This window comes from Streptomyces sp. CNX435 (assembly GCF_059570575.1).
Window position 1 is genome coordinate 247328 of the sequence record NZ_JCANTA010000005.1, and the last position, 13177, is coordinate 260504.

Sequence of the window (13177 nt, forward strand, 5' to 3'; positions counted from 1 at the left end):
GGAGGTCGCGATGAGCCAGTCGGTCGGCCGCGCGCTCGCCATCCTGCCGATGCTCGCCGACGGCCCCGCCGGACTGGAGCAGGTCGCCACGCGGCTCGGCGTGCACAAGACCACCGCCATGCGGCTGCTGCGCACCCTCCACGAACACGGCCTGGTCTACCGCCAGGACGACCAGCGCTACCGCCTCGGCGCCCGCCTCTTCGCCCTCGCCCAGGCGGCGGCCGAGAGCCTGGACGTACGCGAGATCGCCCACCCGCACCTGGTCCGGCTCGGCGAGGAGACCGGGCACACCGTGCACCTCGCCGTCTACGAGGACCGCGAGGTGATGTACATCGACAAGGTCGACAGCCGCTACCCGGTGCGCATGTACTCGCGTATCGGCCGGCCCGTCGCGATCACCGTCGCGGCCGTGGCCAAGCTGCTGCTGGCCGACCTGCCGGAGCCGGAGCGGCGCGCCGTCGCCGAGCGGCTCGACTACCCCATGTACACCCCCCGTTCGACGCCAGACGCCCAGGCCCTGCTCGACGAGCTGGCCACGGTGCGCGAGCAGGGGTGGGCCGCCGACTTCGGCGGCCACGAGGAGTCCATCAACTGCATCGGCGCGCCCATCCGCGGGGCCGACGGCCGGACCGTGGCCGCCTGCTCCCTGTCGGCGCCGAACGTGGTCGTCACCGCGGACGAGCTGATGGCCCTCCTCCCGCAGCTGCGCCGCACGGCGGCAGCGATAAGCGACGACTATTCCGGAAGAGTGCGCGTATGAGCGACAAGGCCCAGAAGACCGCCGTCACCCCCGCCAACCACGTCCCGCCGCCGGCCCGCTTCTCCGCGGGCGTGCGCAAGGGCAACATCCTCCAGGTCGCCGGGCAGGTGGGCTTCCTGCCGGCCGAGGAGGGCAGGAAGCCGACCCCCGCGGGCCCGTCGCTGCGTGCGCAGACCGAGCAGACGCTGTCCAACGTCAAGGCGGTGCTGGAGGAGGGCGGCGCGTCGTGGGAGGACGCGGTGATGATCCGCGTGTACCTCACCGACACCGCGCACTTCGCCGAGTTCAACCAGATCTACGACGCCTACTTCGCGGAGCTGGAGCAGCCGCCGGCGGCGCGTACGACCGTGTACGTCGGGCTGCCCGCGGGGCTGCTCGTGGAGATCGACTGCCTGGCGGTACTCGGCTGATCCGCAACCCCCGCACCCCCCGGCAACACCCGCAGCCCCGCTTCCCCCGCAACCCCGGCCCTCAGCGCCCCGCGCCGACGGCCGGCCCGCGGAACGTCCGCCGGTAGGCGTTCGGCGTGGTGTCCAGCCGGCGCAGGAAGTGGTGGCGCAGAGTCGCCGCGTTGCCGAAGCCCGCGCGCGCGGCGATGGCGTCGACCGTGGCGTCGGTCTCCTCCAGCAGCTGCTGGGCCAGCAGCAGCCGCTGGCCCAGCAGCCACTGGTACGGCGTCGTCCCGGTCTCCTGCTGGAAGCGGCGGGCGAACGTACGCGGCGCCAGGTGCGCCCGCGCCGCGAGCTGCTCCACCGTCGCGTCCTCGTCCAGGTGCTCCTGCAACCAGGTCAGCACCCGGGCGATGGCGTCGTCGTCGCACGTGCCGCGCACCGGGCGGTCGATGTACTGCGCCTGGCCGCCGTCCCGGTGCGGCGGTACGACCATGCGGCGGGCGATGGCGTTGGCCACCTTGCTGCCCTGCTCCTCGCGGACGATGGCGAGGCAGGCGTCGATGCCGGAGGCGGTGCCCGCGGAGGTGATCACCGGGCCGTCGGCGACGTAGAGCACGTCCGGCTCGACCAGCGCCCGCGGGTACTCGCGCTGGAGACGGTCGGCGAACATCCAGTGCGACGTGCAGCGGCGGCCGTCCAGCAGTCCGGCCTGGGCGAGCAGGAACCCGCCCGTGCAGACGCTCAGCACCTTCGTGCCGCGCGCCACCGCCTCGCGCAGCGTGTGCAGCAGCTCGGGCGGGAAGTCGCGGTACGCGAACCCCTGCCCGGCCGGGATGGCGATCAGGTCGGCGTCGGCGAAGCGCTCCAGGCCGTACGGGACGTCGACGGGCAGGCCGGGGTGGATGGTGATGCGGCCGGGGCGCACGGCGGCGTAGGAGAAGTCGTAGACCGGCAGGCCCTCTTCGCTGCGGTCCATGCCGAAGACCTCGCAGATGACGCCCAGCTCGAAGGCGTTGACCTCGTCGGTGAGCAGACAGACGACTTTGGAGAGCATGCGGTCAGTATGACGCACGACTGGCAGTAATTCGAAGACCTATGGCAGGGCTGCCACTGTTTGTCTGTGCAAGGATCCGGGATCGTAGACGACATGAACGCGATCCTCGACTACACCGTCGGAACCCTGGTCCTGCTCTTCATGGCCGCGATCCTGGTCGGCCCGGCCCTGTACTTCGACCGGCGCGAACGCATCCTCGACCGCAAGCTCAAGGCCGCCGAGCGCGGCGAGACCCCGGCACCCGCCCGGGACGTACCCGTCCGGGAGGCGCTCGACGGCTACGGCCGCGCCGCCTGAACCGGCCCGCACCTCGGTACGGCGCGCCCCCGCCCCGCGGAGGCGCGCCGTACGGCGTCAGCCGGTGCGCCACCCGGCGCCACCCGGCGTCAGCCGGTGCAGTACTCGGCCTCCTTGCCGATCGACCGGTACATGCAGTCGGCGTTCTCCAGCAGCTGCAGCACCGCGTCCCGGTTGCGGCTGGTCTCCCGCTCGATGACCTCGTCGGGCGGGTAGAACCCGCCGCCCCCCGCCGAGCCCGGATACATCTCGAACGTGTAGCTGAAGACCTTCTGTTCGCCCCAGAGGTAGTCGTTGATCGTCCCGTCCGTGATGTACAGGTCGCTCGACTGCTGCGGCGTGTAGCCGTTGCTCTCGGCCATCTTCTCCCCGACCGCGGCGAACGCGTCGTGGTCGTCCTGCGTCAGCCCGGGTCCGGTGTCGTCGTACGTGTACCCGTACGGCCACAGCACCAGCTCGCTGTACGTGTGGAAGTCGATCCCCGCGGTGATCTGCTGCTCGCCGCCGACGACCCGGCTGCGCGCGAAGTCGGCGACGACCTTGACCTCCGTGCCCGACTCGGCGGCGCTGCCGCGGTAGGTGTCGGAGGACGGGCTGGACGAGGAGCCGCCGCAGCAGCCCCACTCGTAGTCCCAGTTGCGGTTCAGGTCCGTGCCGACCGCGCTGGAGCCGGAGTTGGGCTGGCGGTTCTTGCGCCAGCTCTGGTACGAGCCGGAGGCGATGTCGTACTCGCCGCCGTCCGGGTTGAGGTCCGGCACGATCCAGATCTCCCGGCCGTCGACGGCGTCGGTGATCCGCTGGTCGGTGCCGTAGTCGTCCGCGAACGCGCCCAGCAGGTACAGCGCCATCTCGACGGTGAGGTGCTCGCGGGCGTGCTGGTGGTGGGTGAAGAGCACCTCGGGCTCGTCCTCGTCGGTGCTCACGTTGTCGCTGACCTTGATGGCGACGATGTCGCGGCCCTCGTGCGAGGTGCCGATGACCTGCTTGCTGATCAGCTCCGGGCGCTGCGCGATCCGCTCGTCGATCTCGGCGGTCATCTCCGCGTAGTTGTGGTAGCCGGAGTCGGCGGGCGGGAAGTCGAGCGTCGTGGGGGGCTCGTCCCCGAGGCGGACGGGCGGGGCGGGGAGCTGCTTCAGCCGGTAGCCGAGCGCGCGGAGCTGCCGGGCCTGGGCGCCGTCGGCGGAGACGACCACGGAGTGGTCGCGTACCTCGTCGACGGACACGCCGGTGGCGGCGAGGCGGGTACGGGCCTCGCGGCCGGACTGGCCCGGGATCTCGTACTGCCGGATCTGCTCGCTCTGTTGCGTCTGAGCTGTGCTCGTCCCGGCCGTCTCGGCGGCGGGTTCCGCGCCCGCGGCACTGAGCGTGCCGGCGGCGGCGAGGGAGAGCACCGCGGTCAGGGTCACCGACCGTATGCGTAGTCGCATGCCTGCTCCTGGATGTGGGGGCGTGGGGTGGTGCTGTGGTGCGGGGTGGTGCCGTGGTGCGCGTCAATGGTTCTGACTCTGGCATGGTCGGGTCAAGAGGCGCCCGAGTGTTCGCCGCCGACGCCCTCTTGTGCGGCCGTCCGCGGATCCCCTTCAATTCGGGGGATCACAGGGGGGACGAGCTGCGAAGGAGCCGCTCATGGCTGACCGCACCGAGCCTGCGTCCGCACCGCCCGAGATGAGAAAGGCGAAGTGGCGGTACATCGGCCCGGGGATCGTCGTCGCCGCCACCGGCGTCGGCGCCGGCGACCTGGTGGCCACGCTGCTCGCCGGCAGCAAGTTCGGCTACACCCTGCTCTGGGCCGCCGTCATAGGCTGCGTCGTCAAGGTGGCCCTCGCCGAGGCCGTCGGCCGCTGGCATCTGGCCACCGGCCGCACGCTGTTCGAGGGCTGGCGCACCCTCGGCACCTGGACCTCCGTCTACTTCGCGGTCTACGTCGTCGTCTGGGGCTTCGTCTACGGCGCCACCGCCATGTCGTCCTCCGCGCTGCCGCTGGTCGCGCTCTTCCCGGACGGCCCGGACCTGAAGACCTGGGGCATCCTCACCGGCCTCACCGGCCTGGTCTTCGTCTGGTTCAACCGCTACGCGGTCTTCGAGAAGGTCATGACGGTCCTCGTCGGCGTCATGTTCGTGGTCGTCGTCTACGTCGCGATCCGCGTCGGCCCGAACGCCGGGGACGCCTTCGCGGGGCTGTGGCCCACGCTGCCCGACGACTCGCTGCTGTACACCCTCGGCCTCGTCGGCGGCGTCGGCGGCACGATCACCATGGCCGCGTACGGCTACTGGGTCAACGCCAAGGGCTGGACCGACGTCGGCTGGCTGAAGGTGATGCGGCTGGACAACCGCGTCGCGTACATCACCACCGGCATCTTCGTCGTCGCGATGCTGCTCGTCGGCGCCGAGCTGCTGCACGCCACGAACATCGCGCTGGAGTCGGGCGACCAGGGGCTGGTCGACCTCGGCGACATCCTGGAGAAGCGCTACGGCGCGGCCACCGCGAACCTCTTCCTCATCGGCTTCTTCGCCACCTCGTACACCTCGCTCATCGGCGTCTGGCACGGCGTCAGCCTGCTCTTCGCGGACTTCGTCGAGAACGTGCGCGGCGGGCGCGGGGCCGGCGACGGCAGCGCGCGGGAGGTCGCCGCGGGCAGCCGCGAGCGGTCGCTGCCGTTCCGGGCGTACCTGCTGTGGCTGACGTTCCCGCCGATGACGCTGCTGTGGCTCGACCAGCCGTTCGCCATCGTCATCACGTACGGCGTGCTGGGCGCGTTCTTCATGCCGTTCCTGGCGCTGACGCTGGTGTGGCTGCTCAACACCGACCGCACCCCGCGGCAGTGGCGCAACGGCCCGCTCAGCAACGGACTGCTGACCGTCTCCGGGGTGCTGTTCATCGTGCTGTGCGTGCAGCAGATCAGGGACCTGCCCTGGTAGCCCTGGTAACCGCGCGAGCGGCCCGCGCCGGCCGGGGCCGTCGGCGCCGGGCGCGGCGCCGACGGCGGACGGCGGACGGCGAGGTGTGGCCGCCGCCCGCGCCGCGAACGGCCCGCCCCGGCCCGCCGGCCGGGCGGCCCAATCCACTTTGCACAAAAGGTGTTTCCGCAGTCCACGTCGCGGTTATGGTGCTCAGAGCGTGTCTGAGACCGGTGGGGGGACGCCCGACGTGCCAACAGCCATCGCAGTCACCGGCCCCGACCTCGTGCTCCCCGCCCCCGGCCGGCACGGGCCGCTCGGCCGGCAGGGCCCGCCCGGCCTCCCCGGCCCCACGGTGATGGCGCTGCGCCACCCGCGGGAGCAGCCCCTGGAGGAGGCGCTGGCCGAGGTGTCGGCCGTGCTGGAACAGCACGGCTTCCTCGTCGTGCTCCACCCCGCCGCCGCCCCGGCCGCCGTGGTCCGCCGGCTGCACACCGTACGGTCCGTGCTGGAGAGCGACCGGATGGCGCTGGTCCCGCTGCCTTTACCGCCGCTCGCCGTCGCCGTCGTCGCCCGCCAGCTGCTCCAGCTCTCCACCGCCGACCTCGGCGCCGGCGTGCTCGCCACCGCCGCCCGGCTGCTCACGCACTACGTCCACGCCGGCGCCGTGCTCGGCAGCGTCGCCAAGCTGGACCGGGTGCCGGTGACCCTCGGCGCGCACGCCCATGGGGGTACCCCCAAGCCCCCAGGGCTTAGGGGGAGGGTGCCCGGCGCGCAGTTCGCCGTCCTCGCCGCGCCGCGGCCCCGGCTCGTACGGATCGGCCGCGACCCCGTGCCGCCGGGCCCGGACTTCGCCACCGGGCTCGTGCACGCCTCCGGGCGGCTCGACGCGGCCTGGGTCACCGGCGAACTGGCCGCCGGCTGGCGGGTGCAGGGGCTGGAGTTGGCGCCGCTGCCGGCGGCGTCCGCGCCGTGGTGGGCGACGGAGAAGGTGTGCGAGTTCGCCGCCGGGATCACCGACCCGCTGGTGCTGAGCCGGCTGGTGGCGTCGGTGCAGCGGGCGCGCTGCTCGTGGTGCGGGCTGGAGATCATCGGCGACCGGTGCCTGCTGTGCGCGACCCCGGTGCCGCCGGGACCGGCCGCCCCGTCGCCGGCGCCGCCCCGGGCCGTACCCGCGCAGGCGGGGCCTACGCAGCCCGTGCAGGCAGGGCCCGTACAGGCAGGCCCCGTGCAGCCCGGGTCCGCACAGCCCTTGCCTGCGCAGTCCCTACCGCAGCCGGCGTACCAGCCCGCCGCCGGCGCGGCGATACCGTCACCCCCCGAGAACAACCGTTGAGGTCCCGTCGATGAACTCACGCCAGCGCCGCGGCATCATCCTCGTCCTGCTGTCGGTCCTCGTCGCACTCGGCGCGTTCGCCGGCGTGCTGGCGTTCGTCAGCGACGTGGAGTCCAAGGTCGGCGACGAGGCCACCGCCTACCGGCTCACCACCGACGTCGAGGCGTACGAGCCGCTGGAGCCGGACCAGTACGAGAAGACGAGCATGCCGAAGCGCTGGCTGCCCGACACCGCGGTCACCGACCCGGACGAGCTGGCCGGCAAGGTCGCGCTCACGCCGCTGAAGCAGGGCTCGCTGCTGCAGAGCGACATGGTCAGCGGCCGGCCCGACCTGGAGCCCGGACAGCAGGAGATCGCCATCATGATCGACGCCTCCACCGGCGTCGCCGGCAAGATCACGCCGGGCGCGCGGGTCAACATCTTCGCCACCTTCGACGCCCAGGGCGACGGCGACCGGCCCGTCTCCCAGGTGATCGTCGCGGGCGCCCGCGTCATCGACGTCGGCGAGCTGACCCCGATCGAGCGCACCGGCGACGACGACCCCCGCGCCGACGAGGGCGAGGCCGTGCCGATCACCTTCGCCCTCGGCACCTCCGACGCGCAGCGCGTGGCGTACGCGGAGTCCTTCGCCACCCACGTGCGTCTCGCCCTCGTCGCCCCGGGCGAGGAGGATACGGACATCGCCCCCGAGGACCGCACGTACACCCTCGACGAGGACCGGTGAGGGGTCGCACATGACCATCCGCAGCCAGCGAAGGGCCACCGCCCGGCGGGCGTACGGGACGGCCGCGCCGGTCCTGCCCGCGCGCCCGTACGCGGCGGAGGGGGGCCGGCGCCCATGACCGTACGCATCCAGGCCGCCATCGCCGACCCCGACGCGGCGCGCGCCACCGTCTCGCTGCTCCACCAGCTGCCCGACGCCGAGGCCGCCGCGGCGATCGGCGACTCCGTCGCGCTGCTCGACCACCTCGCGACCCTCGCCGGCGCCGGCGTGGCCGAACTGCCCGAGGTGCTCCTCGTCCACGAGCGGATCGGGCCGGTGCCCGCGCTGGAGCTGATCCGCGACGTCGCGCTGCGCTTCCCCGCCGTCGGCACCGTCCTCGTCACCGCCGACACCTCGCCCGCCGGCTACTCCGCCGCCATGGACGCCGGCGCCCGCGGCGTCGTCGGACTGCCGCTGGCGTACGAGGAACTGGCCGCCCGGGTGCAGGCCGCCGCGCAGTGGAGCAGCGGCGTACGGCGGCACCTCGGCGCCGCGACGGGGCCGGAGGCGTTCGGCGGGCCGGGCGGCACGCTGGTCACCGTCAGCGGCGCGAAGGGCGGCGTCGGCACGACCGTAGCGGCGGTGCAGCTCGCGCTCGCCGCGCGGGCCGCCGGGCGGCACGTCGCGCTGGCCGACCTGGACCTGCAGTCCGGGGACGTCGCGTCGTACCTCGACGTGCAGTTCCGCCGCTCGGTCGCCGACCTGGCCGGCATCAAGGACATCTCGCCGCGCGTCCTGCAGGACGCCGTCTTCACCCACCACACCGGCCTCGGCCTGCTCCTCGCCCCCTCGGAGGGCGAGCGCGGCGAGGACGTCGACGACCGGGCGGCGCGGCAGACGCTGAGCGCGCTGCGGTCGCGGTACGAGGTGGTGGTCCTCGACTGCGGCAGCCAGGTGACCACGCCGAACGCCGCCGCCGTCGAACTCGCCGACGTCGCGCTGCTCGTGACGACGCCCGACGTCATCTCCGTACGCGGCGCGAAGCGCATGCTGCGGCTGTGGGACCGGCTACAGATCCGCAAGCCGGAGGACACCGTCGTGCTGGTCAACCGGCTCACCCGGAACACCGAGATCCAGCCGTCGATCATCGCGCGGGCCACCGGGACGACGGTGGCGCGGACGGCGGTGCCGGCGGCGTTCAAGGAGCTGCAGCCGCTGGTGGACGCGGGGCGGCTGCAGGATCTGGAGCAGAAGTCGACGGTGCGGCAGGCGCTGTGGGCGGTGGCGGGGGAGCTGGGGCTGACGGTGGTGCCGGACCAGGCGGGTCCGGGGGCGGGTGCGGGTGCGCCCGGCGGTCCGGGTGGTCCGGGGGCGTACGGGGGCGGAGGGCAGCGGGCGCTGGGCGCGGGCGCCGGTCCGGGCGCCGTGGCCGCCGGCGGCCGGGGCGGGAGCCCGGCGCCGCAGGTCGCGCCGCCCGGTGACAGGCCGGCGCTGCCGCCGGGCGCCCCGGGGGCGCCGGGTCCGGCGGGTCCGGCAGGTCAGGCGCCCGGTCCCGCGCCCGGTCCGGCGCCCGGTCCGGGCGCGGTGCCGGGTACCGCGCCGCCCGCCCGCCGCGGGCGGCGCTGGGGGGACCGGGGGCAGGTGTCGGTGGAGTTCGCCGGGATGCTGCCGCTGATCGCGCTGGTCCTCGTCGTCGTCTGGCAGTTCGTCCTCGTCGGCTACACCTACTCGCTGGCCGGCAACGCCGCCGACATGGCCGCCCGCGCCGCCGCCGTCGGCGATGACCCCGTCGCCGCGGCGGAGGAGGACCTGCCGGACGCCTGGGACGCCTCGGTGTCGGTCGGCTCGTCGAACGGCGTCACCACCGCCACCGTCGACCTGAAGGTGCCGGTCCTCTTCCCGGGCGGCCTGGACTTCCCGTTCACGGTCAGCGGCACCGCCGGCGCGACGGACGAGGGAGGCTGAGGGTGCGTAGCGGATCGCGTACGAAGGCGCTCCGCGCCGGGCCGGGCGCACCGGGGGCGGGCGAGCCGCCGGTCCGGCCCGGTGCGCAGGCCGAGCGCCGCGCGCAGGCCTCGCCGCTCTCGCCACCCCGGCGAGGGGACCGCGGTTCCGTGGCCATCGAGTACATCGGCTTCCTGCCCGTGCTGATCTTCATCGCGCTCGCCGCCGTGCAGCTGGGCGTCGCCGCGTACGCCGCCTCCCAGGCCGGCACCGCCGCGCGCGCCGCGGCGCGCATGGAGTCCCTGGACGACCCGCCGTCGTCCGCGTCGGCCGCCGGGGAGGCGTCGATCAGCGACTGGCTGGAGGCCGGCTTCGAGGTCTCCTCCGGCGACGGCGAGGTGACCGTGACCGCCAGCGTCGAGATCCCGTCCATCATCCCGGGCGTCGACGACTTCGGCTCGGTGGAGCGCAGCTCGACCATGCCGCGGGGGGAGGACTGACGATGAGCCTCCGGGCCCGTATCACCACCCCCGACCACACCACAGACGGCCACGGCGAGACCCTCGTCCCCACCTACCGCGCCAAGCTGCTGGAGGAGATCGACCTCGCCGAGATGTCGGCGCTGTCGCCCGCCGAGCGCCGCGCCCGGCTGGAGCGGGTGCTCGGCCACATCCTCAGCCGCGAGGGCCCGGTGCTCTCCACCGCCGAGCGCGCGCAGCTCATCCGCCGCGTCGTGGACGAGGCGCTGGGGCTGGGCATCCTGGAGCCGCTGCTGGAGGACCCGAGCGTCACCGAGATCATGGTCAACGGCCCCGACCGGATCTACGTCGAGCGCGCCGGCCGGGTCGAGCAACTGCCGCTGCGCTTCGCTTCCGACGAGCAGCTGATGCAGACCATCGAACGCATCGTCTCCACCGTCAACCGCCGCGTGGACGAGTCGACGCCGATGGTCGACGCCCGGCTGCCGACCGGCGAGCGGGTCAACGTCATCATCCCGCCGCTGTCCCTGACCGGCCCGACGCTGACGATCCGCCGCTTCCCGCGCTCGTACACCCTCGCCGAACTCATCGGCCTCGGCACCCTCGACGAGCACATGCTGCTGCTGCTCTCCGGGCTGGTCCGGGCGAAGTTCAACGTCATCGTCTCCGGCGCGACGGGCGCCGGGAAGACGACCCTGCTGAACTCGCTGTCCGGGCTCATCCCCGAGCACGAGCGGATCATCACCGTCGAGGACGCCGCCGAGCTGCAGCTGCAGCAGTCGCACGTCATCCGGCTGGAGTCGCGCCCGCCGAACGTGGAGGGCAAGGGCCGGATCACCATCCGCGACCTCGTGCGCAACTCGCTGCGCATGCGCCCCGACCGCATCATCGTCGGCGAGGTGCGCGGCGGCGAGACGCTGGACATGCTGCAGGCCATGTCCACCGGCCACGACGGGTCGCTGGCGACCGTGCACGCCAACTCCGCCGAGGACGCGCTGATGCGGCTGCAGACGCTGGCGTCGATGTCGGACGTCGAGGTGCCGTTCGAGGCGCTGCGCGACCAGATCAACTCCGCCGTCGACGTGATCGTGCAGCTCGCGCGGCACACCGACGGCACCCGCAAGATCGACGAGATCGTGATGCTGTCGTCCCGCGGCCGGGAGGTCTACCAGCTGGTGTCCGTCTGCCGCTTCCGCGCCCTGCCGATCAGCTCGGACCGTATCGTGCGCGGCCAGTTCGAGTTCTCGCCGCTGCCGCGGCGCACCGGCGACCGCCTCTTCTACGCCGGCGAGCCGGTGCCGCCGGCGTTCGGGGTCGCGCCGTCGGAGCGGCATCTGCAGACGCGGGAGGCGAGGTGACGTACGTGCCCTGCATGCCGCACGGGAAGCACGTGACGCACGCGTACGGGAGCCCGGCGCGCCCGCAGACCCGAGAGGCCGGGTGAACCGGTGGACCGCCAGCAGCTGTTCACGCTCGTCGTCGGCCTGTCGCTGCTCGCCGGCGCGCTCGCCGTGTGCGGCGTCGCCGTCTACGCCTCCGGGCGCGCCCGCCGCGCCGAGCTGCTCGACCGGCTCTCCGACGCCGGCGACCGGCGCCCCCGGCGCCGCTTCGCGGAGGTCGACCGGCGGGTGCGGCCGACGCGGATCGGCCGCCACCTGGAGCGGCGCATCGCGACCACCGGGCTGGACGTCACCCCGGGCGAGTTCACGGTGTACGTGCTCTCCGGCGTCGCCGTGCTCTGGCTGCTCGCCGATGCCCTCTTCGCCGCGTTCTTCGGGCCGATCGCCGGGCTCATCGGGGTGTGGTGCGCGCACGCCTTCCTCAACTGGCAGCGGCAGAAACGCATCGAGGCGTTCATCAACCAGCTGCCCGACCTCTCCCGCATCCTCGCCAACGCCACCCAGGCCGGCCTCGCCCTGCGCACCGCGCTCGGCATCGCCGCCGAGGAGCTGGAGGCGCCGGCCGGCGAGGAGCTGACCAAGGTCACCGACCAGCTCGCCGTCGGCGTACCACTCGACGACGCCCTCGGCGACCTCGCCGCCCGGCTGCCGTCGCGTGAGCTGTCCGTGCTCGTCTCCACGCTGGTGCTCTCCAACCGGGCCGGCGGCCAGGTCGTCGCCTCCCTGCGGAACCTCACCGGCACCCTCAACGACCGCAAGGAGACCCGCCGCGAGGTGCGTACCCAGCTCTCGCAGGTCACCCTCACCGCGTACACCGTGCCCGTCATGGGCATCGGCACCCTGCTGCTGACCGACCGGGTGATGCCCGGCTCCATCGAGCGCATGGGCTCCTCGCCGCTCGGCCAGGGCGCGGTGCTCACGGCCGTCGGGCTGTACGCGCTGGCCATCCTGCTCATCCGCCGGCTCGCGAAGATCGACGTCTGAGAGGGCCGGACGCACATGGACCACGGAACCCAGGGGCTCCTCCTCGCCGCCGCCGTCGGCCTCGCCGTCTTCGGCGTCCTCAGCGGCATCCGCGTCTACCGCGCCGAGGTCAAGCTCCCCACCGATCTGCAGGTCGCCCTGGAGGTCGGCGCCACCCGCACCGGCCCCGTCGGCTCGGTCATCGACCGCCTCGGGATGCGGTTCGCGCCACTGGTGCTGAAGCTGATGGGCCGGCGGGCGGTGGAGAACAAGCGCCGCAAGATAGACCGCGCGGGCAACCCCGGCGGCCTGACCATCGACCGCTACGCCGCCCGCCGCGCCGTCTACGCCGCCATCGGCTACGGCGGCGCGCTCACCCTGCTCTCCTCCGGCCAGTGGGTCGGCGCCCTGGTGCTGGGCGCGTTCGGCTACGGCTGGGCGGAGGTCGGCATCTGGGCGGCCGTACGCAAACGGCGCGACGTCATCGAGCGCACCCTGCCCGACTTCCTCGACGTACTCGCCGTCGTCGTCAGCGCGGGCCTCGGCTTCCGCCAGGCGCTGGACCGCGTCAGCGAACGCTACTCCGGCCCCTGGGCGGACGAACTGCGCATCACCCTGCGCCAGATGGACATGGGCGTCTCCCGCCGCCAGGCGTTCGAGGAGCTGCGCCGCCGCAACGACTCCGAACAGGTCGCCCAGTTCGTCACCGCCCTCCAGCAGGGCGAGGACCTGGGCGCCCCGATCGTCGAGACGCTCATACAGATCGCCACGGACCAGCGACGCACGGACGCCCAGAACGCCCGCCGCCGCGCCTCCCGGGCCATCCCGAAGGCCACGCTGCTGATCACCAGCCTGATGGTGCCGGCGACGATCATCCTGCTGGTGACGGCGGTCTATCTGGGCTCGGGCTCGGAGTTCGGCGTGCTGACGGAGTGAGGCGCGCGGCCCGCC

At 73.4% G+C, this 13177-nt stretch carries 13 protein-coding genes; 11 read left to right on the forward strand and 2 right to left on the reverse strand.

The genetic code is table 11. The features are described 5' to 3' along the window. The first annotated feature begins 10 nt into the window (after nt 1–10). Together T328_RS12045 and T328_RS12050 are read left to right on the forward strand one after the other, a co-directional pair. On the forward strand, nt 11–760 hold the full coding sequence (locus T328_RS12045) for an IclR family transcriptional regulator (RefSeq protein ID WP_496495961.1): 750 nt from the start codon (nt 11–13) through the stop codon (nt 758–760). Then, a complete protein-coding gene (locus T328_RS12050; protein WP_496495962.1) occupies nt 757–1170 on the forward strand; it encodes a RidA family protein in 414 nt (137 codons plus the stop codon). The genes T328_RS12045 and T328_RS12050 overlap by 4 nt, the downstream gene beginning before the upstream one ends. Nucleotides 1171–1231: 61 nt before the next feature. On the opposite strand, the gene T328_RS12055 is transcribed toward T328_RS12050, so the two are convergent. Then, on the reverse strand, nt 1232–2206 hold the full coding sequence (locus T328_RS12055) for a GlxA family transcriptional regulator (RefSeq protein ID WP_496495963.1): 975 nt from the start codon (nt 2204–2206) through the stop codon (nt 1232–1234). 93 nt (nt 2207–2299) lie between these two features. Between T328_RS12055 and T328_RS12060 the strand changes: the two genes are divergently transcribed. Beyond that, on the forward strand, nt 2300–2503 hold the full coding sequence (locus T328_RS12060; RefSeq protein WP_496495964.1) for a hypothetical protein: 204 nt from the start codon (nt 2300–2302) through the stop codon (nt 2501–2503). Nucleotides 2504–2592: 89 nt separating this feature from the next. Here the strand turns inward: T328_RS12060 and T328_RS12065 are convergent, their stop codons facing one another. Further along, entirely contained in the window at nt 2593–3930 is a 1338-nt protein-coding gene (locus tag T328_RS12065) for a M14 family metallopeptidase (RefSeq protein ID WP_496495965.1), read from the reverse strand. Between the two features lie 199 nt (nt 3931–4129). Here T328_RS12065 and T328_RS12070 point away from each other — a divergent pair, with 199 nt between their 5' ends. From T328_RS12070 to T328_RS12105, 8 genes are all read left to right on the forward strand, one after another. Then, complete coding sequence (locus T328_RS12070) at nt 4130–5422, forward strand: Nramp family divalent metal transporter (RefSeq protein ID WP_496495966.1); 1293 nt, start codon at nt 4130–4132, stop codon at nt 5420–5422. A gap of 229 nt (nt 5423–5651) precedes the next feature. After that, on the forward strand, nt 5652–6737 hold the full coding sequence (locus T328_RS12075; RefSeq protein WP_496495967.1) for a hypothetical protein: 1086 nt from the start codon (nt 5652–5654) through the stop codon (nt 6735–6737). Between the two features lie 10 nt (nt 6738–6747). Further along, nucleotides 6748–7461, forward strand: a complete 714-nt coding sequence (cpaB, locus tag T328_RS12080; RefSeq protein ID WP_496495968.1) for a Flp pilus assembly protein CpaB — start codon at nt 6748–6750, stop codon at nt 7459–7461. Nucleotides 7462–7575: 114 nt separating this feature from the next. Further along, on the forward strand, nt 7576–9405 hold the full coding sequence (locus tag T328_RS12085) for a CpaE/TadZ family protein (protein ID WP_496495969.1): 1830 nt from the start codon (nt 7576–7578) through the stop codon (nt 9403–9405). Between the two features lie 2 nt (nt 9406–9407). Continuing rightward, entirely contained in the window at nt 9408–9884 is a 477-nt protein-coding gene (locus T328_RS12090) for a TadE/TadG family type IV pilus assembly protein (RefSeq protein WP_496495970.1), read from the forward strand. Nucleotides 9885–9886: 2 nt separating this feature from the next. Next, the gene (locus T328_RS12095) at nt 9887–11221 is read left to right on the forward strand and encodes a TadA family conjugal transfer-associated ATPase (protein ID WP_496495971.1); all 1335 of its coding nucleotides are present in this window, start codon (nt 9887–9889) and stop codon (nt 11219–11221) included. A 90-nt stretch (nt 11222–11311) separates the two neighbouring features. Continuing rightward, nucleotides 11312–12247 carry a type II secretion system F family protein gene (locus T328_RS12100; protein ID WP_496495972.1) on the forward strand — a complete coding sequence of 312 codons (936 nt, stop codon included), beginning with the start codon at nt 11312–11314 and terminating at the stop codon, nt 12245–12247. 15 nt (nt 12248–12262) lie between these two features. Further along, on the forward strand, nt 12263–13162 hold the full coding sequence (locus T328_RS12105) for a DUF5936 domain-containing protein (RefSeq protein WP_496495973.1): 900 nt from the start codon (nt 12263–12265) through the stop codon (nt 13160–13162). The last annotated feature ends 15 nt before the right edge of the window (nt 13163–13177 follow it).

What these genes read in the sequence shown, in the direction of transcription:
- T328_RS12045 (WP_496495961.1), top strand. Translation starts at nt 11, where the DNA reads ATGAGCCAGTCGGTCGGCCGCGCGCTCGCCATCCTGCCGATGCTCGCC.
- T328_RS12050 (WP_496495962.1), top strand. Translation starts at nt 757, where the DNA reads ATGAGCGACAAGGCCCAGAAGACCGCCGTCACCCCCGCCAACCACGTC.
- T328_RS12055 (WP_496495963.1), bottom strand. Translation starts at nt 2,206, where the DNA reads ATGCTCTCCAAAGTCGTCTGTCTGCTCACCGACGAGGTCAACGCCTTC.
- T328_RS12060 (WP_496495964.1), top strand. Translation starts at nt 2,300, where the DNA reads ATGAACGCGATCCTCGACTACACCGTCGGAACCCTGGTCCTGCTCTTC.
- T328_RS12065 (WP_496495965.1), bottom strand. Translation starts at nt 3,930, where the DNA reads ATGCGACTACGCATACGGTCGGTGACCCTGACCGCGGTGCTCTCCCTC.
- T328_RS12070 (WP_496495966.1), top strand. Translation starts at nt 4,130, where the DNA reads ATGGCTGACCGCACCGAGCCTGCGTCCGCACCGCCCGAGATGAGAAAG.
- cpaB (WP_496495968.1), top strand. Translation starts at nt 6,748, where the DNA reads ATGAACTCACGCCAGCGCCGCGGCATCATCCTCGTCCTGCTGTCGGTC.
- T328_RS12085 (WP_496495969.1), top strand. Translation starts at nt 7,576, where the DNA reads ATGACCGTACGCATCCAGGCCGCCATCGCCGACCCCGACGCGGCGCGC.
- T328_RS12095 (WP_496495971.1), top strand. Translation starts at nt 9,887, where the DNA reads ATGAGCCTCCGGGCCCGTATCACCACCCCCGACCACACCACAGACGGC.
- T328_RS12105 (WP_496495973.1), top strand. Translation starts at nt 12,263, where the DNA reads ATGGACCACGGAACCCAGGGGCTCCTCCTCGCCGCCGCCGTCGGCCTC.